Origin of the sequence: Pseudomonas sp. FYR_7, from assembly GCF_043106155.1 — a bacterium.
GTDB classification, from domain to species: domain Bacteria; phylum Pseudomonadota; class Gammaproteobacteria; order Pseudomonadales; family Pseudomonadaceae; genus Aquipseudomonas; species Aquipseudomonas parafulva_B.
In genome coordinates, this window is record NZ_JBICMI010000034.1 from 80426 (window position 1) to 101166 (window position 20741).

General features: G+C 62.4%; 18 protein-coding genes. 15 read left to right on the plus strand and 3 right to left on the minus strand.

Features of this window, described 5'->3' with window-relative positions; all coding sequences use genetic code 11:
• Positions 1-7 precede the first annotated feature (7 nt).
• The 5 genes from ACF8R3_RS09045 to ACF8R3_RS09065 all read left to right on the plus strand — a co-directional run bounded on the left by ACF8R3_RS09045 (position 8) and on the right by ACF8R3_RS09065 (position 5455).
• Positions 8-511: an ureidoglycolate lyase gene (locus ACF8R3_RS09045; protein WP_023535901.1), complete on the plus strand. Its 504-nt coding sequence runs from the start codon at positions 8-10 to the stop codon at positions 509-511.
• 59 nt (positions 512-570) lie between these two features.
• Positions 571-1884, plus strand: a complete 1314-nt coding sequence (locus tag ACF8R3_RS09050) for a urate hydroxylase PuuD (protein WP_392515497.1) — start codon at positions 571-573, stop codon at positions 1882-1884.
• Positions 1885-2043: 159 nt separating this feature from the next.
• A complete protein-coding gene (locus ACF8R3_RS09055) occupies positions 2044-3399 on the plus strand; it encodes a nucleobase:cation symporter-2 family protein (RefSeq protein WP_392515498.1) in 1356 nt (451 codons plus the stop codon).
• Between the two features lie 133 nt (positions 3400-3532).
• Positions 3533-4318 carry an outer membrane protein OmpK gene (locus ACF8R3_RS09060; RefSeq protein ID WP_392515499.1) on the plus strand — a complete coding sequence of 262 codons (786 nt, stop codon included), beginning with the start codon at positions 3533-3535 and terminating at the stop codon, positions 4316-4318.
• Between the two features lie 354 nt (positions 4319-4672).
• Positions 4673-5455, plus strand: coding sequence for an outer membrane protein OmpK (locus ACF8R3_RS09065; protein ID WP_023535873.1), 783 nt, complete (start codon positions 4673-4675; stop codon positions 5453-5455).
• 53 nt (positions 5456-5508) lie between these two features.
• On the opposite strand, the gene ACF8R3_RS09070 is transcribed toward ACF8R3_RS09065, so the two are convergent.
• The gene (locus ACF8R3_RS09070; RefSeq protein ID WP_197844524.1) at positions 5509-6429 is read right to left on the minus strand and encodes a DUF808 domain-containing protein; all 921 of its coding nucleotides are present in this window, start codon (positions 6427-6429) and stop codon (positions 5509-5511) included.
• Between the two features lie 282 nt (positions 6430-6711).
• Here ACF8R3_RS09070 and poxB point away from each other — a divergent pair, with 282 nt between their 5' ends.
• Both poxB and ACF8R3_RS09080 read left to right on the plus strand, forming a co-directional pair.
• Positions 6712-8436, plus strand: a complete 1725-nt coding sequence (gene poxB / locus ACF8R3_RS09075) for a ubiquinone-dependent pyruvate dehydrogenase (RefSeq protein WP_230384462.1) — start codon at positions 6712-6714, stop codon at positions 8434-8436.
• A gap of 268 nt (positions 8437-8704) precedes the next feature.
• The gene (locus ACF8R3_RS09080; protein WP_078478865.1) at positions 8705-9316 is read left to right on the plus strand and encodes a TetR/AcrR family transcriptional regulator; all 612 of its coding nucleotides are present in this window, start codon (positions 8705-8707) and stop codon (positions 9314-9316) included.
• An 81-nt stretch (positions 9317-9397) separates the two neighbouring features.
• Here the strand turns inward: ACF8R3_RS09080 and ACF8R3_RS09085 are convergent, their stop codons facing one another.
• Positions 9398-9844: a heme-binding protein gene (locus ACF8R3_RS09085; protein WP_167338470.1), complete on the minus strand. Its 447-nt coding sequence runs from the start codon at positions 9842-9844 to the stop codon at positions 9398-9400.
• A gap of 246 nt (positions 9845-10090) precedes the next feature.
• Between ACF8R3_RS09085 and gcl the strand changes: the two genes are divergently transcribed.
• From gcl to ACF8R3_RS09125, 8 genes are all read left to right on the plus strand, one after another.
• On the plus strand, positions 10091-11866 hold the full coding sequence (gcl, locus tag ACF8R3_RS09090) for a glyoxylate carboligase (RefSeq protein WP_078478867.1): 1776 nt from the start codon (positions 10091-10093) through the stop codon (positions 11864-11866).
• Positions 11867-11915: 49 nt separating this feature from the next.
• Entirely contained in the window at positions 11916-12698 is a 783-nt protein-coding gene (gene hyi / locus ACF8R3_RS09095; protein ID WP_144967059.1) for a hydroxypyruvate isomerase, read from the plus strand.
• Positions 12699-12741: 43 nt separating this feature from the next.
• The gene (locus ACF8R3_RS09100; protein ID WP_058639843.1) at positions 12742-13635 is read left to right on the plus strand and encodes a 2-hydroxy-3-oxopropionate reductase; all 894 of its coding nucleotides are present in this window, start codon (positions 12742-12744) and stop codon (positions 13633-13635) included.
• A gap of 177 nt (positions 13636-13812) precedes the next feature.
• The gene (locus ACF8R3_RS09105; protein ID WP_392515500.1) at positions 13813-15087 is read left to right on the plus strand and encodes a glycerate kinase; all 1275 of its coding nucleotides are present in this window, start codon (positions 13813-13815) and stop codon (positions 15085-15087) included.
• On the plus strand, positions 15084-16499 hold the full coding sequence (pyk, locus tag ACF8R3_RS09110) for a pyruvate kinase (protein ID WP_392515501.1): 1416 nt from the start codon (positions 15084-15086) through the stop codon (positions 16497-16499). Before ACF8R3_RS09105 ends, pyk begins: the two co-directional genes overlap by 4 nt.
• A gap of 210 nt (positions 16500-16709) precedes the next feature.
• The gene (locus ACF8R3_RS09115; RefSeq protein ID WP_197844518.1) at positions 16710-17585 is read left to right on the plus strand and encodes an urea transporter; all 876 of its coding nucleotides are present in this window, start codon (positions 16710-16712) and stop codon (positions 17583-17585) included.
• Between the two features lie 44 nt (positions 17586-17629).
• On the plus strand, positions 17630-18454 hold the full coding sequence (locus ACF8R3_RS09120; RefSeq protein WP_058605970.1) for an ion transporter: 825 nt from the start codon (positions 17630-17632) through the stop codon (positions 18452-18454).
• Positions 18455-18659: 205 nt separating this feature from the next.
• Positions 18660-19658, plus strand: coding sequence for a sulfate ABC transporter substrate-binding protein (locus ACF8R3_RS09125; protein ID WP_058605969.1), 999 nt, complete (start codon positions 18660-18662; stop codon positions 19656-19658).
• 68 nt (positions 19659-19726) lie between these two features.
• Here ACF8R3_RS09125 and ACF8R3_RS09130 read toward each other — a convergent pair whose 3' ends face one another.
• On the minus strand, positions 19727-20653 hold the full coding sequence (locus tag ACF8R3_RS09130) for a class I SAM-dependent methyltransferase (RefSeq protein WP_392515502.1): 927 nt from the start codon (positions 20651-20653) through the stop codon (positions 19727-19729).
• Positions 20654-20741: the final 88 nt, after the last annotated feature.

Genomic DNA, 20741 nt, shown 5'->3' on the forward strand with positions numbered 1-20741 from the left:
TAACCGCATGCGCACCCTGATGATCGAGCCCCTGACCAAAGAAGCCTTCGCCCCTTTCGGTGACGTGATCGAAACCGACGGCAGCGACCACTTCATGATCAACAACGGCTCGACCATGCGCTTTCACAAGCTCGCCACGGTCGAGACCGCCGAGCCCGAAGACAAGGCGATCATCAGTATTTTCCGCGCCGACGCGTTGGAAATGCCGCTGACCGTGCGCATGCTCGAACGCCATCCGCTGGGCAGCCAGGCTTTCATTCCGCTGCTCGGCAACCCCTTTCTGATCGTGGTCGCGCCACTTGGCGATGCACCTGTATCAGGCTTGGTCCGCGCCTTCCGCAGCAACGGCAGGCAGGGCGTCAATTACCATCGCGGCGTCTGGCACCATCCGGTGCTGACGATCGAAAAGCGGGATGACTTCCTGGTGGTTGATCGCAGTGGTTCTGGCAACAACTGCGATGAGCATTACTTCAGCGAGGAACAGATGCTGATCCTCAACCCCCACCAATAAGAAAAGGTCGGTCATGCCAGGGCACTGCCCGCGCCTGTGACCGGCAAGAGGTACATACTGTGGAAGCACACCTTCACGAGTGGCTGAACCTGAGCATTCGCTGGGTTCACATGATCACCGGCGTGGCCTGGATCGGTGCATCGTTCTACTTTGTCTGGCTGGAAAACCACCTGAATCGAAGCAACCCGCGCGATGGGTTGTCAGGTGACCTCTGGGCCATCCATGGCGGTGGTATTTACCACCTGGAAAAATACAAGCTCGCCCCGCCGAAAATGCCCGAGAACCTGCACTGGTTCAAATGGGAAGCCTACTTCACCTGGATGTCCGGCATTGCCCTGCTGTGTGTGGTGTTCTACTGGAACCCCACCTTGTACCTGCTGGCACCGGGCAGCACCCTCAGCGGCGCCGAGGGCGTGGCGATCGGTATCGGGTCGCTGGTCGTGGGCTGGTTCGTCTACGACTTCCTCTGCGACTCGCCCCTGGGCAAGCGCCCTGCCCTGCTGGGTGCGGTGCTGTTCGTGCTGATCATTGCCGCCTGCTGGGGCTTCAGCCTGGTGTTCAGCGGCCGTGGGGCCTACCTGCACACGGGCGCGATCATCGGCACCATCATGGTCGGCAACGTGTTCCGCATCATCATGCCGGCCCAGCGCCAGCTGGTGGCTGCCATCGAGAACAACCAGACCCCGGACCCGGTGTTGCCGGCCAAGGGCCTGCTGCGTTCACGCCACAACAACTACTTCACGCTGCCGGTGCTGTTCATCATGATCAGCAACCACTTCCCCAGCACCTACGGCAGCCAGTACAACTGGCTGATCCTGGCGGGGATCGCAGTGGCGGCGGTGTTGATCCGTCACTACTTCAACACCCGCCACGACAGCAACAAGTACGCCTGGACGCTGCCGGTCGGCGCCCTGGCCATGATCTGCCTGGCCTATGTCACAGGTCCCAAGCCGATGCCGGTCAGCCCGGAACAGGCCGCTGCCAAGATCGAGTACCAGCCGTTGCCAGCCACGGCCGTGGGCGGCAAAACGGCAGCCGAACGCCGCGCCGAAGACGCGGCCAAGCCCGCCGAACCGGCAGTGCCGGCGCAGGCGACGGTGCAGGCCGGCGGTGACAGCTTCGAGAAGATCCACCACGTCATCCAGGAACGCTGCACCGTGTGCCACTCCTCCAAGCCGACCAGCCCACTGTTCAGTGCCGCCCCAGGTGGCGTGATGTTCGACACCCCGCAACAGATCCAGGCCCAAGCCGCGCGCATCCAAGCGCAAGCGGTTGCCAGCCAGATCATGCCGCTGGGCAACATCACCCAGATGACCACCGAAGAGCGCAAGCTGGTAGGCGACTGGATCGCCAAGGGCGCGCCTGTCAACTGACCGCAATTGGCTACACCGCATAACGTCGTACGCAAGCATCGAGCGCAGGCGCTGGCCCAGGCTTAAAGCAACGCGATCTTCAAGTCGAAGATCGCCGCTTGAACCTTGGGCTCGCCCGCCGCTTGGATCCGAGAATAAAAACAAAACTCGAGGTGCTGCATGTCCGAGTCATCCAATGCGTCTATCCCGGTAGCGCCGCCGCGACAGCCCCTGCCCCTGTTCCAGCTCTTTCTGGTTGGCCTGCAACATGTGCTTCTGATGTACGGTGGCGCCATCGCGGTACCGCTGATCATCGGCCAGGCCGCAGGCCTGTCCCGCGAAGAAGTCGCCTTTCTGATCAACGCCGACCTGCTGGTCGCTGGGGTCGCCACCCTGGTGCAATCACTGGGCATCGGCCCGGTGGGCATTCGCATGCCCGTGATGATGGGGGCCAGTTTTGCCGCCGTCGGCAGCATGGTGGCCATGGCCGGCATGCCCGGCGTGGGCCTGCAGGGTATCTTCGGGGCCACCATTGCCGCAGGCTTCTTCGGCATGCTGGTCGCGCCCTTCATGTCCAAGGTGGTGAGGTTTTTCCCGCCGCTGGTGACCGGCACGGTGATCACGTCCATCGGCCTGTCGCTGTTTCCCGTGGCGGTGAACTGGGCCGGAGGCGGCCAGCAAGCGACCACCTTCGGCTCACCGATCTACCTGCTGGTCGCCGGCCTGGTGCTGGCAGTGATTCTGTTGATCAACCGCTTCATGCGTGGCTTCTGGGTCAACGTGTCGGTACTGGTGGGGATGGGCCTGGGTTACCTGCTGGCGGGATCGATCGGCATGGTCGACCTCTCGGGCCTAGGGGCCACGCCCTGGTTGCAGGTGGTCACCCCGCTGCACTTTGGCATGCCCACCTTCAGCCTGGCCCCGATCCTGTCGATGTGCCTGGTGGTGGTGATCATCTTCGTCGAGTCCACCGGCATGTTCCTGGCCTTGGGCAAGGTCACCGACCGCGAAGTCACCCCAGGCATGCTGCGCCGCGGGCTGCTGTGCGACGCTGGCGCTTCCTTCATCGCAGGCTTTTTCAACACCTTCACCCATTCCTCGTTCGCCCAGAACATCGGCCTGGTGCAGATGACCGGCGTACGCTGCCGTTTCGTCACGGTGGTGGCCGGCGGCTTGCTGGTGGTGCTCAGCTTGCTGCCCAAGGCGGCCTACCTGATCGCCTCGATTCCGCCAGCGGTGCTCGGCGGCGCGTCCATTGCCATGTTCGGCATGGTCACTGCCACTGGCATCAAGATCCTCCAGGAAGCGGACATCGGGGATCGGCGCAACCAGTTGCTGGTGGCGGTCAGCGTCGGTTTCGGCCTGATCCCGGTGGTACGGCCGGAATTCTTCGCTCAGATGCCCCAGTGGATGGAGCCCATCACCCATAGCGGCATCGCCATGGCCACGGTCAGTGCGCTGGTGCTCAACGTGCTGTTCAACATTCTCGGCGGTGCGGACCGCGCGGCGCACAACGCGCCCTGCCACCCCCACTGAGCCAACGGGCGGCGCCCTGCCCGCCCGTGCTTTACGCCTGAATCACTGCTGTGCCGTCGGCCCACCCCGCGTGGGCCGCCCGGGGCGCGCACGCGCCTGACAACCCACAAGAACAACATCCGGGAGCTGTCACATGAACCACATCCCCACAGCCTTGTTGCTGGGCACCAGCCTGCTGGCCAGCGTACCGAGCCAGGCCGGCCAATGGCTGCAATGGCACGGCGAGAGCCTGACCTACCTGTACGGCAAGGACTTCAAGATCAACCCTGGCATCCAGCAGACGCTCACCTTCGAGCACGCCAACAAGTGGAAATACGGCGACACCTTCCTGGTCGTCGACAAGATTTTCTACAACGGCAAGGCCGACCCCGGCAAAGGGGTGACCACCTACTACGGCGAATTCAGCCCTCGCTTCTCGCTGGGCAAGATCCTCGACCGCAAGCTCGCGTTCGGCCCGGTCAAGGACGTGCTGCTGGCCATGACCTACGAGCGTGGCGAAGGTGACAATCAAGCCTACCTGATCGGCCCAGGCTTTGACCTCGACGTGCCAGGCTTCAACTATTTCGTGCTCAATTTCTACGTGCGCAATACCGAAGGCAGCCGCCCTGGCGACAACGTATGGCAGATCACGCCTGCCTGGTCCTACACCGTGCCACTGGGCAAGTCCGACATTCTGATAGACGGCTATATGGACTGGGTGACCGACAACGACCAGAACCGACGGGGCACCTACCACGCCAACCTGCACTTCAACCCGCAGGTGAAATACGACCTGGGCAAGGCGCTGAGCCTGGGCAACAAGCAGCTGTACGTGGGCTTGGAGTACAGCTACTGGAAGGACAAATACGGCATCGACAGCCGGGGCGCCCTGGACAGCAATCAGAGCGTGGCCAGTGCCTTGATCAAGGTACACTTCTGACAACCTGACCACATGCACAGGTTTGCTCCACCATGCTCCACGACGGAGCACTTGAGGCCAGGCGCGCAAGCCAGTAATCTGCGCGCCCCCTCGATCAGGGCAGGACGGATTCTGCCTGCGTTTACTGACCGCTCAGTCAATGAATTCGGGCGGTTGGCCAACGTGTTGCCAGCCTGAAAGACCCTTTTCATCCGTTCAGAACGACGTCGAGCAGGACGGTTTCGCCAACCGGGAGAAAGTTGGCTCAACCCTTGCCAGACAGCTGTGGCCCATCGAAAAAAGCTGACTAAAAAGACAGAAAAAGCGCCAACACCGAGCGCTGACAACAGATCAACCAAGGGAGCGACATCCGCAATGCGTACCATCAACAGCCTGATCCTCGCCGGCGGCCTGCTGGCCTGTGGCACCACCTTCGCCGGCGACCTGCTGCAGTGGCAGAGCAACAGCCTGACCTACCTGTGGGGCAAGAACTTCAAGGTCAACCCGTCGACCCAACAGACCCTGACCTTCGAGCACGCCGACGGCTGGAAGTACGGCGATAACTTCCTGTTCGTCGACAAGATCTTCTACCAAGGCCAGAAGGACGCCGGCAACGGTCCCAACACCTACTACGGCGAGATCAGCCCGCGCCTGTCGTTCAACAAGATCTTCGACCAGAAGCTGTCCTTCGGCCCGGTCAAGGACGTGCTGCTGGCCATGACCTATGAGTTTGGCGAGGGCGACACGGAAGCCTACCTGATCGGCCCTGGCTTCGACCTGGACATCCCAGGCTTTGACTACTTCCAGCTGAACTTCTACCAGCGCACCACCGATGGCAGCCGCCCTGGCGACAATGTCTGGCAGATCACCCCGGTGTGGGCCTACACCATCCCGGTCGGCTCCTCCGACGTGTTGATCGATGGCTTCATGGACTGGGTGGTGGACAACGATGAAAACCGCCGTGGCACCTACCACGCCAACCTGCACTTCAACCCGCAGATCAAGTATGACCTGGGCAAAGCCATGCACCTGGGCGAGAAGCAGCTGTACGTGGGTGTTGAGTACGACTATTGGAAGAACAAGTACGGCATCAAGGACTCCGGCGCCTTCACCACCGACCAGAACACCATGAGCTTCCTGGTCAAGGTGCTGTTCTGATCACGGCATGATCGCGGGGCCGCGAGCCGGCCCCTTTGCCGAGGCGTCGTCGCTCAACCGGTCGCGCGTGCGCGAACCCAAGAGAATCCGCCGACCACCAGTGCCGCCAGGCCTCCGGCGACAGCCCCGACAACCCCGAACACGACGTGCTTGGCAACCGCTTCCCAGCTTCCGCTGTGCGCAACCCAGCCTTCGATGACATGCTCCAGGGGTGCAATGCCTTCGGCAATGAATGTTCCGCCGACCAAGAACATCGCGACCGTTCCGATCCAGGACAGCGCCTTCATCAGGAAAGGCGCGGCCGACACCAGCACTTCACCCAACTTTCTGACCGCACGGCCCCACATACCCTGGGCCTTGGATTTGGCCAAGGCGAAGCCTGCGTCGTCCAGCCGCACAATGCCAGCGACCAGCCCATAGACGCCCATCGTCATGACCAGGGCGATCAGAACCAAGGTCAGGATCTGCTGGTACAGCGCAGCCTCAGCCACCACGTTGAGGGTGATGACGATGATCTCCGCGCTCAAAATGAAGTCGGTCTTGATCGCCCCTTTGATCTTGCGTTGCTCATACGCGGCCAGTGCCTCGGGGGTTTTGGGAAGCGCCTTTTTTCCTTGCGCCTTGGCGCCATGCTCGCTGCGAGAAAACTTGTCCTTGATCGCCTCGAAGCCCTCGTAGCACAGATACAGGCCGCCGGCCATGAGCAGCCATTTGACCGCTGCCGGCAGGACCGCACTGAGGATCAGGGCGCAGGGCACCAGGATGGCCTTGTTCTTCAGAGAGCCCTTGAATACCGCCCATACCACCGGCAGTTCGCGATCGGCCTTCATGCCCGTCACTTGCTCGGCGTTAACGGCCAAGTCATCGCTCAGCACGCTGGCCGACTTCTTGGCCGCGACCTTGGTCATCAACGAGATGTCATCCAACAGGGCCGCGATGTCATCCAACAACGCAAAAAAACTGCTGCCAGCCATTCCATTCACCCTTAGTAGACGCTTGCGATTTCATCATCCTGAAACGCCTGAATAGCCAGACGTGCTCCCAGGGCAATCACGATGGCATACAGACCGGCCGGTGGCTGAACAGTTCTGCCGGGCGTGTGTGCGGTGGCCTGCGGCAGCAGAGGAGGTTCAGGGCAGCGTCAGGCACGGGGCAGCGCGCATGACGATTCGTTCATGGACGCAAACGAACAGCCGTGGCCAAGCGCCTGTCTCTATCTCATCGATCACGTCCTTTCATTCGCACCAGGAGTATTCATGGCAAAGCTCAACATGGCCCAGCAGTTGGCCTCGACCCTCGAACAGGCCGGTATCAAACGGATCTGGGGCCTGACCGGCGACAGCCTAAATGGCCTGACCGACGCCCTGCGCAGCATGGACAGCATCGAATGGATGCACGTGCGCCATGAGGAAGTCGCTGCCTTCGCCGCCGGTGCCGAGGCGGCGGTCACCGGTGAGTTGACGGTGTGTGCTGGCAGTTGCGGGCCGGGCAACCTGCACTTGATCAATGGCCTGTTCGACTGCCACCGCAACCGGGTGCCCGTGCTGGCCATCGCCGCGCAGATCCCCTCCTCGGAGATTGGCCTGAACTACTTCCAGGAAACCCATCCGCAAGAACTGTTCAAGGAATGCAGCCATTTCATCGAACTGGTCAGCAACCCTGCGCAGATGCCGCAGGTGCTGCACCGGGCCATGCGCTCGGCCATCCTCAATCGCGGTGTGGCGGTGGTGGTGATTCCCGGTGACGTATCGCTGCTGGAGGTCGAGCAGAAACCGGCGGCCTGGCCTTCCCTGCAGCAGCCACGCATCCTGCCAACCGAAGTCGATCTGCAGCGCCTGACCGAGTTGTTGCAGGACAGCCACAAGGTGACCCTGCTGTGCGGCAGCGGCTGCGCCGGTGCGCATGACCAGGTCGTGGCCCTGGCCGATGCACTCGGCGCACCGGTGGTCCATGCGTTGCGCGGCAAGGAGCATGTGGAATGGGACAACCCCTTCGATGTCGGCATGACGGGCTTGATCGGCTTCAGTTCCGGTTACCACGCGATGCTCGGCTGCGACACGCTGGTGATGCTGGGCACCGACTTCCCCTACCGGCAGTTTTTCCCAAGCGACGCCAAGATCGTGCAGGTCGACCGTGATCCGCAAGCGCTGGGACGACGCGCCACGTTATCGCTGGGCATCGCTGCCGATGTCGGCGAAACCCTCAACGCCTTGCTGCCACGCCTGACGCGCAAGACCGATCGGCGCTTCCTGGATGATGCACTCAAAGCCTACAGCAAGGCGCGTCAGGGGCTGGACGACCTGGCGGTACCCTCCAAGGGTGACCGGCCGATCCACCCACAATACGTCACGCGCCTGCTCAGCGAACTGGCCAGCGAAGACGCGATCTTCACCGCCGACGTCGGTTCGCCCACGGTCTGGGCGGCGCGTTACCTGAAGATGAATGGCCAGCGTCGCCTGGTCGGCTCGTTCAACCACGGCTCGATGGCCAACGCCATGCCACAGGCCATGGGCGCACAGGCGGCCTTCCCGGGGCGCCAGGTGATCTCGATGAGTGGCGACGGTGGGTTCAGCATGCTGATGGGTGACTTCATCTCGCTCGCCCAGCTTAAGCTGCCCGTGAAGGTGGTAGTGTTCAATAACGCGTCACTGGGCTTCGTCGCCATGGAAATGAAGGCTGCCGGTTACCTGGATACCGGCACCGACCTGCACAACCCAGACTTCGCCGCCATGTCCAATGCCATGGGCATTCTGGGCATTCGCGTCGAGCGCTCCGAAGACCTGGAGCAGGCCCTGCGCCGTGCTCTGGACCACGACGGCCCCGTACTGGTCGATGTGGTCACCGCCACGCAAGAGCTGGTCATGCCGCCGGCGATCAAGCTGGAGCAGGCCAAGGGCTTTAGCCTGTACATGCTCAAGGCAGTGATGAGCGGGCGCGGCGACGAAGTGCTGGACCTGGCGAAGACCAACCTGCTGCGCTAGCGCCCACGCGCGCGACTGGATGCAAAGGCCCTGCCCAAAGCCGCTGCCTTGAGCCGCCCTTGGGCACGGTGCTACCATGCCGGCTGCCTCCTAGGCTCTGTGTGAAAAGTCTTGAGACGAAGGTCAGGCAAGGCGAAAACAGCCGAGGAAGCGGAGTTTACGGGTTGTAAATGAGCATTCCGAGGCTGTTTTCAACGCAGCATCACCGAGTATCAAGGCTTTTCACACAGAGCCTAGAGGTGGCCTGACACGAGGAAAATCCCTGACCATGAGCACCATTCGCGAGCGCAACAAGGAATTGATCCTACGCGCGGCCAGCGAGGAATTCGCCGACAAGGGCTTCGCAGCCACCAAAACCAGCGATATTGCCGCCAAGGCTGGCCTGCCCAAGCCCAACGTCTACTACTACTTCAAGTCCAAAGACAACCTGTACCGCGAGGTGCTGGAAAGCATCATCGCGCCGATCATGCAGGCCTCCACCCCGTTCAACGCCGATGGCGATCCTCGCGAGGTGCTGAGCGCATACATTCGCTCCAAGATCCGCATCTCCCGCGACCTGCCCCATGCGTCGAAGGTGTTCGCCAGCGAAATCATGCACGGCGCCCCGCATTTGTCGCCCAGCCAGGTCGAACAGCTCAACGAGCAGGCGCGGCACAACATCGAGTGCATCCAGCACTGGATAGACCGCGGCCAGATCGCCCACGTCGATGCGCATCACCTGATGTTCAGCATCTGGGCGGCAACCCAGACGTACGCTGATTTCGACTGGCAGATCTCGGCAGTGACCGGCAAGGCCAAGCTGGCCGACAGCGACTACGACGCGGCGGCCGAAACCATCATCCGCATGGTGCTCAAAGGCTGCGAACCCGAGCCGGCCTGAGCAGTACCGCCTTGCCGTTTGCCCTGCCCCGTCCCAGGTCCTCTGGGGGCTGGGGCATCGAGCAACGGCAGTTGATGCGGGTCAGGCCACCGCGCCCGCATCGGCGCGCAGCCCCAGCGCCTCGATGGCACTGATCGCACACTGCTCGTCGATATCCGATGTGTCCCCGCTGATCCCCACCGCCCCCAGCACCCGCCCATCCTGATCACGCACCAGCACACCGCCTGGCGCCGGCACGACCGCCCGTTCGCCCAACCCGTTGAGCGCGGCGAAGAAGGCCGGCCGTTGCTGCGCATCCAGCGCCAGCAGACGCGAGCCCTTGCCCAGCGCTATCGCACCCCAGGCTTTGCCAGTGGCGACCTCGGGTCGGATCAGGCTCGCCCCGTCTTCGCGCTGCAAGGCAAGCAAGTGCCCACCGGCATCGAGCACCGCCACCGTCAGTGGCGCCGCCTGGATGGTACGCCCGGCAGCCAATGCGGCGTTTACCAGGCTCAGCGCCAGGTTCAGGTTCAGGTTCAAAGCATTCATGGGAAGGTCCTCTTTTTATTGTGAGAAGCCCTGAGGGCAGTTGAAAACCGATACGCCAATAGAACACAACCAAAAATATTTTTGTATACAATATTTAGATTCAATCGTATTCGATAGCGCAAACACCCTATTTCACGGCCGCATCGACTTGCCCGATCAAAACCCATTGACCGGATCACCTGAGCATGAATACACTGCATCGCAACGCAGGTTGTATACAATTACAAAATCGATGAGGCACAAATCATGAGCAAAATGAGAGCAATCGATGCAGCCGTACTGGTCATGCGCCGTGAAGGCGTGGTGACTGCGTTCGGCATCCCAGGGGCTGCCATCAACCCGTTGTATTCAGCCCTGAAGAAAGTGGGTGGCATCGATCACGTCCTCGCTCGCCACGTCGAAGGCGCCTCGCACATGGCAGAGGGCTACACCCGTGCCAACCCCGGCAACATCGGTGTGTGCATCGGCACCTCCGGCCCGGCGGGCACGGACATGGTCACCGGCCTTTACAGCGCCAGTGCCGACTCCATTCCGATCCTGTGCATCACTGGCCAGGCGCCACGCTCCCGCCTGCACAAGGAAGACTTCCAGGCCGTGGACATCACCAGCATCGTCAAGCCCGTCACCAAGTGGGCAACCACCGTGCTGGAGCCTGGCCAGGTGCCGTATGCGTTCCAGAAAGCGTTCTTCGAAATGCGCAGCGGCCGGCCCGGCCCGGTACTGATCGACCTGCCATTCGACGTGCAGATGGCTGAAATCGAGTTCGACATCGACGCCTATGAACCGCTGCCCGTGCACAAGCCTTCCGCCACGCGCGTCCAGGCGGAAAAGGCCCTTGCCATGCTCAACGAGGCCGAACGGCCCTTGCTGGTGGCAGGCGGCGGCATCATCAACGCCGACGCCAGCGACAAACTGGTCGAATTCGCCGAATTGACCGGTGTGCCAGTGATCCCGACGCTCATGGGCTGGGGCACCATCCCGGATGACCACCCGCTGATGGTCGGGATGGTCGGCCTGCAAACCTCCCACCGCTATGGCAACGCCACCCTGCTCAAGTCCGACCTGGTACTGGGCATCGGCAACCGCTGGGCCAACCGCCACACCGGTTCCGTGGACGTGTACACCGAAGGCCGTAAATTCGTGCATGTGGATATCGAGCCGACCCAGATCGGTCGCGTGTTCACCCCAGACCTGGGGATCGTTTCCGATGCCGGCAAGGCCCTGGAGGTGTTCCTGGAAGTCGCCAGGGAATGGCAGGCCGCTGGCAAACTCAAGTGCCGCCAGGCCTGGCTTGAAGACTGCCAGCAGCGCAAGGCCAGCCTGCAGCGCAAGACCCATTTCGACAACGTGCCGGTCAAGCCCCAGCGCGTGTACCAGGAGATGAACCAGGTGTTCGGCAAGGACACCTGCTATGTCAGCACCATTGGTCTGTCGCAGATCGCCGGTGCGCAGTTCCTGCACGTGTACAAGCCACGGCACTGGATCAACTGCGGCCAGGCCGGCCCACTGGGCTGGACCATCCCTGCGGCACTGGGTGTTGTCAAGGCCGACCCCACGCGCCAGGTCGTGGCCTTGTCGGGCGACTACGACTTCCAGTTCATGATCGAAGAACTGGCCGTCGGGGCGCAGTTCAACCTGCCCTACGTCCACGTGCTGGTGAACAACGCCTATCTGGGGCTGATTCGCCAGGCCCAGCGTGGTTTCGACATGGACTACTGTGTACAACTGGCGTTCGAGAACATCAACGCCACCGACGCTGCCAGCTATGGCGTCGATCACGTCGCCGTGGTCGAAGGCCTGGGCTGCAAGGCCCTGCGGGTATTCGAGCCGGCCGACATCGCCCCTGCCCTGCTAAAAGCACGGCAAATGGCCGAGCAGTTCCGCGTGCCGGTCGTGGTCGAGATCATTCTTGAACGGGTTACCAACATTTCCATGGGCACCGAGATCAACGCGGTCAACGAGTTCGAAGACCTCGCCCTGGTCGGCAACGATGCGCCGACCGCCATCTCGCTGCTGGACTGATCGCCTGACGCCCCGGCTGGCCCGGGGCTCTCAACGCAAGGAGACAACCATGCCTCGCTTCGCTGCCAACCTGTCCATGCTGTTCACCGAGCAGGACTTCCTGGCCCGCTTCAAGGCCGCCGCCGACGCCGGTTTCAGTGGTGTCGAATACCTGTTCCCCTACGATTTCAGCGCTGCCGAAATCCAGGCGCAGCTCAAGGCTCACGGCCTGACCCAGGTGCTGTTCAATCTTCCCGCGGGGGATTGGTCCAAGGGTGAGCGTGGCATCACCTGCCACCCCGATCGCGTCGAAGAATTCCGTGCAGGTGTCGACAAGGCCATCGAGTACGCCAAGGTGCTGGGCAACACCCAGGTCAACGCCCTGGCTGGGATTCGCCCAGACGGCCCGGACTGCGCCACCGTGCGCAAGACCTTTGTGGAAAACCTGCGCTATGCCGCCGACAAGCTCCAGGCCGCCGGTATTCGCCTGGTCATGGAAATGATCAACACCCGCGACATTCCGGGCTTCTACCTCAACACCACCGAGCAGGCATTGGCCATTCAGGCCGAAGTGGGCAGCGACAACCTGTTCTTGCAATACGACATCTACCACATGCAGATCATGGAAGGTGACCTGGCGCGCACCATGGAAACCAATCTGCCGCTGATCAACCACATCCAGCTGGCCGACAACCCGGGCCGTCACGAGCCGGGTACTGGCGAGATCAACTACCGCTTCCTGTTCGAGCACCTGGACCGCATCGGCTACCAGGGCTGGGTGGGCGCGGAATACAAGCCCAAGACCACCACCGAAGCGGGCCTGGGCTGGCTGAAAACGCACAACGCGATCTGAATCCCACCGGGAACGCGAACAACGATAAAAGAGGTAATTTCTGATGGCTAAAATCGGTTTCATCGGCACCGGCATCATGGGCAAGCCCATGGCCCAGAACCTGCAAAAAGCAGGGCACAGCCTGTTCGTCTCCACCCACCACGATGCAGCTCCAGCCGACCTGATCGCCGACGGCGCCGTGGCCCTGGCCAACCCCAAGGAGGTGGCCCAGGAAGCCGAGTTCATCATCGTCATGGTCCCGGACACCCCACAGGTCGACAGCGTGCTGTTCGGGGACAACGGCGTTGCCCAGGGCGTTGGCCCGAACAAGGTGGTGATCGACATGAGTTCGATTTCCCCAACCGCCACCAAAGCCTTTGCCGAGAAGATCAACGCCACCGGCGCTACCTACCTCGATGCCCCGGTGTCCGGGGGTGAAGTGGGCGCCAAGGCCGCGACCCTGAGCATCATGGTCGGCGGCTGCCCAAAAGCCTTCGAGCGCGCCCTGCCGCTGTTCCAGAGCATGGGCAAGAACATCACCCTGGTAGGCGGCAATGGTGACGGTCAGACCGCGAAGGTGGCGAACCAGATCATCGTCGCCCTGAACATCCAGGCCGTCAGCGAGGCGTTGCTGTTTGCCGCGAAGAACGGCGCCGACCCGGCCAAGGTGCGCGAGGCACTGATGGGCGGCTTCGCATCGTCGAAAATTCTGGAAGTGCACGCCGAGCGCATGATCAAAGGCACCTTCGACCCAGGCTTCCGCATCAACCTGCACCAGAAGGACCTTAACCTGGCCCTGCAAGGCGCCAAGGAACTGGGCATCAACCTGCCTAACACTTCCAATGCCCAGCAAGTGTTCAACACCTGCCAGGCCCTGGGTGGCGGCAACTGGGACCACTCGGCGCTGATCAAGGGCCTGGAGCACATGGCCAATTTCTCGATCCGCGACGACCGCTGATCCGAGCGCAGGGCCTGCCTTGCAGCCCAGCTGCCGGTAAGCCGGCACACCTGTTACGCCCCTTGGCTGAGCACAGCCAGGGGTGAACCCGAGCAACACCGCCCCTGGTTCGGCCTGCACGGAGGCTGTTCCAGGGGCGTTCTCGATTGTGCAGAACAACAATAAAGGGAGCCTGCCATGTCGGTCGATCCACACAAACTGCTGCGTGAGCTGTTCGACACAGCCATCGCCGCGGCCCATCCCAGCCACGTGCTCGAACCCTACCTGCCCGCCGACCGCAGCGGTCGGGTGATCGTCATCGGCGCAGGCAAGGCGGCCGCCGCCATGGCCGAGGTGGTTGAGAAGCACTGGCAAGGCGAGGTCAGCGGCCTGGTCGTGACCCGCTACGGCCATGGTGCCAACTGCCAACACATCGAAGTGGTCGAAGCCGCCCACCCGGTGCCTGATGCGGCCGGCCTGGCGGTTGCCAGGCGCGTGCTGGAACTGGTCGGCAACCTCAGCGAGCAGGATCGGGTGATATTCCTGCTGTCCGGCGGCGGCTCTGCCTTGCTGGCGCTGCCCGCCGCCAACCTGACCCTGGCGGACAAACAGCACATCAACAAGGCCCTGCTCAAATCCGGCGCCACCATCGGCGAGATGAACTGCGTGCGCAAGCACCTCTCGGCGATCAAGGGTGGGCGCCTGGCCAAGGCCTGCTGGCCGGCCACGGTCTACACCTACGCGATCTCGGACGTGCCGGGCGCCCTGGCCACGGTCATCGCTTCAGGCCCCACCGTGGCCGACCCAAGCACCTCGGCCGAGGCACTGGCGATCCTCAAGCGCTACGCCATTGACGCTCCACAGGCCGTCATCGACTGGCTCAACGACCCGGCCTCGGAAACCCTCAAGGCTGGCGACCCAGCCCTGGCCCGCAGCCATTTCCAGCTGATCGCCAAGCCTCAACAGTCGCTCGAAGCTGCGGCGGTCCAGGCGCGCCAGGCAGGTTTCAGCCCGTTGATATTGGGCGACCTGGAAGGTGAGTCACGGGAAGTGGCCAAGGTGCATGCAGGCATTGCCCGACAGATCGTTCAGCATGGCCAGCCGCTCAAGGCCCCTTGCGTGATTCTGTCCGGCGGCGAGACCACCGTCACCGTGCGCGGTAATGGCCGCGGCGGGCGCAATGCGGAATTTCTGCTCAGCCTCACCGAAAGCCTCAAGGGCCTGCCGGGCGTCTACGCACTGGCAGGCGACACCGACGGCATCGACGGCTCGGAAGAAAACGCCGGCGCTGTCATGACGCCTAACAGCTACGCACGCGCCCAAGCGTCGGGCCTGTCGGCCAGCGACGAGCTGGACGACAACAACGGCTACGGCTACTTCGCCGCACTCGATGCGCTGATCGTCACCGAACCCACGCGCACCAACGTCAATGACTTTCGCGCCATCCTGATTCTCGAGACCGACCCCTCATGACGCCTGACAAGAAAGTGAAAATCCTCGCCACCCTGGGCCCGGCTACGGGTGGCATCGACGATGTGCGGCAACTGGTGGAAGCAGGCGTGAACATTTTTCGCCTCAACTTCAGCCATGGCGAGCACGCCGACCATGCGCTGCGCTATCAGTGGATCCGCGAGGTGGAGCAGCAGCTGCACTACCCGCTAGGCATCCTCATGGACCTGCAAGGGCCGAAGCTGCGTGTGGGCCGTTTCGCTGAAGGCAAGGTGCAGTTGCAACGCGGTCAGGCCCTGCGCCTGGACCTGGACGAGGCCCCTGGCGACAGCCGCCGAGTCAACCTGCCACACCCTGAAATCATCGCAGCCCTTGAGCCCGGCATGGACCTGCTGCTGGATGACGGCAAGCTGCGCCTGCAGGTGACCGCCAAACACAGCGATGCGATCGACACCGAAGTGCTGAACGGTGGCGAGCTGTCCGACCGCAAGGGCGTCAACGTGCCGCAAGCGGTGCTCAACCTCTCCCCGCTCACCGAAAAAGACCGCCGCGACCTGGCTTTCGGCCTGGAGCTGGGTGTGGACTGGGTGGCCCTGTCGTTTGTACAGCGCCCCGAGGACATCCTTGAAGCGCGCCAGCTGATTGGTGACCGCGCCTTCCTGATGGCCAAGATCGAGAAACCTTCGGCGGTCGAACAACTGCCAGCCATTGCCGAACTGGCGGACGCGATCATGGTGGCCCGTGGCGACCTGGGCGTGGAAGTACCGGCCGAGAGCGTGCCGCAGATTCAGAAGCGCATCATCGGCACCTGCCGGCAGCTGGGTAAACCGGTGGTAGTGGCTACGCAGATGCTCGAATCGATGCGTTTCTCGCCAGCACCGACTCGTGCCGAAGTCACCGACGTGGCCAACGCCGTGGCCGAAGGTGCGGACGCTGTGATGTTGTCGGCGGAGACGGCCTCGGGTGACTACCCGCTCGAAGCCGTGCAGATGATGAGCAAGATTATCCGCCAGGTGGAGAACGGCCCGGACTACCAGGCCCAGCTCGACGTTGGCCGGCCGAAGGCCGAGGCCACCGTATCGGACGCCATCAGCTGCGCCATCCGCCGCATCAGCGGCATCCTACCGGTGGCGGTGCTGGTCAACTACAGCGAGTCGGGCGCCTCGACCCTGCGTGCTGCGCGCGAGCGCCCACGGGCACCGATCCTCAACCTGACGCCGAACCTGAACACCGCTCGCCGCCTTAGCGTGGCCTGGGGCGTGCATTCGGTAGTGAATGACCGCCTGCGCCAGGTGGACGAAGTGGTTTCCACTGCGCTGGAAATTGCCCAGGCCCAAGGCATGGCTAACCGTGGCGACACGCTTCTGATCACTGCCGGTGTGCCTTTCGGCAAGCCAGGCTCGACCAACACGCTGCGCATCGAGACGTTGAACTGAGATCCCCGGGGGCGCTCTGCGCCCCAGTCGCGGGCCAAGCCCACTCCCACAGGATGCGCGCCGCTCCATGGCACAGCGCAGACCTTGTGGGAACGGGCTTGCACCGGGAATGGAGGGCGGAGCCCTCCCCGAACACCGATGTACCAGACCTGCGGTCAATCGAGGCCCAAAGAGGCCCACCGCCCTCCCATCCACCTCACTGACTGCCCCATGTACACCAAAAATTTCGTAAACCCGTGCCCCGACTGGGCCACGGCGCTGCTAAACGGCTTCAGCCAGGTGCTGCTGCTGCGTAACCCCTGGTGCGGGCTATGCTGCCTGCTGGCGATCTTGTTGACCGCACCGGCACTGCTGGGCGGCGCGCTGCTTGGCGCGCTGGCAGGCCTGCTGACGGCACAGGCCCGCGGCTACGACCGCGCCGATCGACAGGCTGGGCTGTACAGCTACAACGGCGTGCTCATCGGTTTGTTGATCAGCGCTGTGCTGCCTTGGTCGATCATCCAGCCACCGCTGGTAATCGCTGCCGCCGGCCTGTCCAGCATCATCACCCACCAATGGCGCAAGCGGGGGGGCAAGCTGCTGGTCGCCTACACGGCGCCCTTCGTACTGCTGGGCTGGGGCACGTTGCTATTCGTGCAGACGGCTAGCGCACCCGTGGTGGTCGAGGCCGACCTGGCGAGTGCCCTGGCAAGAGGGGTCGGGCAGATTTTCCTGCTCGATCAACCCCTGGCCGGGCTGCTGATCATCGTCGGCCTATTGATCGCCAACCCGTATGCCTGTCTCTGGGCGGTCATAGGCTCTGCCGCGGGTGCAGGCCTGGCACTGCTCGTGGGTGATGCGCAGTCAGCATGGATGGGGCTGTATGGATTCAACGCGGCCCTGGCAGCCCTGGCCTTCAGCCGACAAGGGGAAAAACCCTGGGTCACGCTGTTGGCCATCGGCTTGGCGCTGGCGTTGCAGCCGCTTTTGAGCAGGCTGCCGGTCCCGGCGCTCACGGCACCCTTCGTCGCCGCCTGCTGGCTCATCCACTTCGGTCTTCACCTGAAGCTTGGCAAACGCCAGACACCGGGGCGCTTGCATAGCTGAAAGGCACCCCATAGGCTCAGCCGACTTCACGATGGACAGAGCCAATGAACAAACCTGCAAGCCTGCGCGAGCGGCTTTACGTGATCGTCTTCCAGAGCGATACCGTGGCCGGAAGACGCTTCGACAAGACCCTGTTGCTGATCATCCTGGCCAGCCTGGTCACGGTCATCCTGGACAGCATCGACGAGGTGCATCGCGGGTACGGGGGCCTGCTGGCCGCGATCGAATGGGGCTTTACCGCCATTTTCCTGTGCGAATACCTGACACGGTTGTACTGCTCGCCCCGGCCCTTGCGCTACGCATTCAGCTTCTACGGCCTGGTGGATCTGCTGGCGATCGTGCCGGGCATCATCGCGCTGTACTACAGCGACGCGCAGTACCTGCTGATCGTGAGGGTCATCCGCATGTTGCGGATCTTCCGTGTGCTCAAGCTCAGCCCGTACCTCAAGCAGGCCAATTACCTGCTCGATGCCCTGCGCGGCAGCAAGCAGAAGATCATCGTGTTTCTGGTCAGCGTCTCGACGCTGGTCACCGTGTTCGGCACCCTCATGTATGTGATCGAAGGCCCGGAACATGGCTTCACGAGCATTCCCAAGGGGATCTACTGGGCCATCGTCACGCTGACCACGGTCGGGTTCGGCGATATCGTGCCCAGAACGCCATTGGGCCAGGTGCTGTCTTCACTGGTGATGATCATCGGCTACTCGATCATCGCGGTGCCGACCGGGATCTTTACGGCCGAGCTCGCCAATGCCATGCGTGGAGAACAACTGCAGCACGCCTGCCCGACCTGCAGCAAGAAATCCCATGAAAGTGGCGCGGCGTTTTGTGCCCGGTGTGGCAATGCGTTGTTCCCGAAATCCGGTTGACTAAGGCGCCCCTGACGATCTGAAGGGCTCGCTCACCTTGACGGCTGAGCGAGTCATTAAGTGGGCAAAGCCCCTGGACAACTGCCAGAACCGCCAATCGGCCAGCGCATATAAGCAAAGACGCATTGATTCTTTAATACCTGAAGAACAAGACGCTATAGTCGCTGGCACATTGCCCAACATTCATACCCATAAGGAATGCGTCGTGAAAAAGTTCTTCACCGTCTCGCTGGCCGCCGCCAGCCTGGCCTTCGGCACCCTGGCCCACGCTGCCCCGACCTTGCTGAACGTTTCCTACGACGTGATGCGTGACTTCTACAAGGATTACAACCCCGCCTTCCAGAAGCACTGGGAGGCCGAGCATAACGAGAAGGTCAATGTGCAGATGTCCTTCGGTGGCTCGAGCAAACAGGCGCGCGCGGTGATCGATGGCCTGCCGGCCGACGTGATCACCATGAACATGGCCACCGACATCAATGCCTTGGTCGACAACGGCAAATTGATCCCTGACAACTGGGTCACGCGCCTGCCGAACAACAGTGCACCGTTCACCTCTGCCACGGTGTTCATCGTGCGCAAAGGCAACCCCAAGGCATTGAAAGACTGGCCCGACCTGCTCAAGGATGGCGTACAGGTCATCGTACCCAACCCCAAGACCTCGGGTAACGGCCGCTACACCTACCTGTCGGCGTGGGGCTATGTGCTCAAGCAAGGCGGTGACGAGAACAAGGCGCGCGCGTTCGTCGGCAAGCTGTTCAAGCAGGCACCGGTGCTCGACACAGGTGGTCGCGCCGCCACCACCACGTTCATGACCAACCAGATTGGCGATGTGCTGGTGACGTTCGAGAACGAAGCCGAAATGATCGCCCGCGAATTCGGTCGCGATCAGTTCGAGGTGGTTTACCCAAGCGTGTCGGCCGAAGCCGAGCCGCCGGTGAGCGTGGTCGATAAAGTGGTCGCCCGCAAAGGTACCCAAGCCGTGGCCGAGGAATACCTGAAATACCTGTGGTCCCCGGCCGCCCAGGAACTCGCCGCCCAGAACTACCTGCGCCCACGCGATGCGACTGTGTTGGCCAAGTACACCGACCGTTTCCCCAAGGTTGAATTCCTCTCGGTCGAGAAGACCTTTGGTGACTGGCGCACCGTGCAGAAAACGCATTTCAACGATGGCGGCGTGTTCGATCAGATTTATACCGGTCAGTGAAGCGGGCTGAGCTAGGTCAGCCGCGCACGCGCCTGGGGGCTTGAGCTTCGCCGCATGGGCCCGCCCCATCAACCCAACCGAAACACCAACGCCTTCAACCCCCCAGCCGGATCCACATCCGGAAACTCCGGCGGGTTGTGCAGGCGTTCGACGAAGGCAAGGCCGGGCGCGTGCTCGGCCATGCCCTCGATCAAGAACTCAGGCCCGATGCCCGGGTCGTTCACACAGGCCAACACCGTCCCACCTTCATTCAACAGCTCAGGCAAGCGCCGCAGGATCTTCGCGTAGTCCTGGGTCAGCACGAAGCTACCGCGTTGGAAGGTAGGCGGATCGATGATGATCAGATCGTAAGGCCCGTATTTGCGCACCTTGCCCCACGACTTGAACAGCTCATGGCCCAGGTAGGCCACCCGGGACGGGTCGTGCTGGTTAAGGCGGTGGTTATCGCGCCCTCGGGACAGTGCCGATTTGGCCATGTCCAGGTTCACCACCTGCTCGGCGCCACCTGCAATCGCCGCCACCGAAAAACCACAGGTGTAGGCAAACAGGTTCAGCACGCGCTGCCCCTTGGCCTGGGCGCGCACCCACCGGCGACCAAGGCGCATGTCCAGGAACAAGCCATTGTTCTGGCGTACCCCCAGGTCCAGCAGATAGGTCAACCCGTCCTCGATCACTTCACGTTGCTGACACGGCTCGCCCACCAGCCATTGACCGGGGCTGTCGGGCAGGTAACGGTGTTGCAGCAGGATCGCCTGGCCTGTCCACTGCTCAAGGCGCGACAGCCGCAACAGCATCGCCTCAAGCTCTGCCAATTGTCCTTCCGGGGGCTCACGGAACAAGGCGACCGACAACACGCCTTGAAGCCAGTCCACCGTGATTTGCTCAAGACCAGGCCAGCAACGGCCACGACCGTGGAAAAGACGACGGGTTTCTTCAGGGGCGGGGTTCAGGGCGGCAAGCAGATGCTGCTCGAGGGCGGCAATCGGAGAGGTCATGTCAGGTCACATCGGTAAGCGGAGTCGTATTTTACATGGCAAGGCCACGAAGGGGCGCCATCTCGGATTGTCTATTTTTTGTACACAC

Coding starts and splice junctions, on each gene's coding strand:
- ACF8R3_RS09060 (WP_392515499.1), top strand. CDS start 3,533: ATGAACCACATCCCCACAGCCTTGTTGCTGGGCACCAGCCTGCTGGCC.
- ACF8R3_RS09115 (WP_197844518.1), top strand. CDS start 16,710: ATGTACACCAAAAATTTCGTAAACCCGTGCCCCGACTGGGCCACGGCG.
- ACF8R3_RS09045 (WP_023535901.1), top strand. CDS start 8: ATGCGCACCCTGATGATCGAGCCCCTGACCAAAGAAGCCTTCGCCCCT.
- ACF8R3_RS09055 (WP_392515498.1), top strand. CDS start 2,044: ATGTCCGAGTCATCCAATGCGTCTATCCCGGTAGCGCCGCCGCGACAG.
- ACF8R3_RS09130 (WP_392515502.1), bottom strand. CDS start 20,653: ATGACCTCTCCGATTGCCGCCCTCGAGCAGCATCTGCTTGCCGCCCTG.
- ACF8R3_RS09080 (WP_078478865.1), top strand. CDS start 8,705: ATGAGCACCATTCGCGAGCGCAACAAGGAATTGATCCTACGCGCGGCC.
- gcl (WP_078478867.1), top strand. CDS start 10,091: ATGAGCAAAATGAGAGCAATCGATGCAGCCGTACTGGTCATGCGCCGT.
- ACF8R3_RS09085 (WP_167338470.1), bottom strand. CDS start 9,844: ATGAATGCTTTGAACCTGAACCTGAACCTGGCGCTGAGCCTGGTAAAC.
- poxB (WP_230384462.1), top strand. CDS start 6,712: ATGGCAAAGCTCAACATGGCCCAGCAGTTGGCCTCGACCCTCGAACAG.
- ACF8R3_RS09105 (WP_392515500.1), top strand. CDS start 13,813: ATGTCGGTCGATCCACACAAACTGCTGCGTGAGCTGTTCGACACAGCC.
- ACF8R3_RS09065 (WP_023535873.1), top strand. CDS start 4,673: ATGCGTACCATCAACAGCCTGATCCTCGCCGGCGGCCTGCTGGCCTGT.
- ACF8R3_RS09120 (WP_058605970.1), top strand. CDS start 17,630: ATGAACAAACCTGCAAGCCTGCGCGAGCGGCTTTACGTGATCGTCTTC.
- hyi (WP_144967059.1), top strand. CDS start 11,916: ATGCCTCGCTTCGCTGCCAACCTGTCCATGCTGTTCACCGAGCAGGAC.
- ACF8R3_RS09100 (WP_058639843.1), top strand. CDS start 12,742: ATGGCTAAAATCGGTTTCATCGGCACCGGCATCATGGGCAAGCCCATG.
- ACF8R3_RS09070 (WP_197844524.1), bottom strand. CDS start 6,429: ATGGCTGGCAGCAGTTTTTTTGCGTTGTTGGATGACATCGCGGCCCTG.
- pyk (WP_392515501.1), top strand. CDS start 15,084: ATGACGCCTGACAAGAAAGTGAAAATCCTCGCCACCCTGGGCCCGGCT.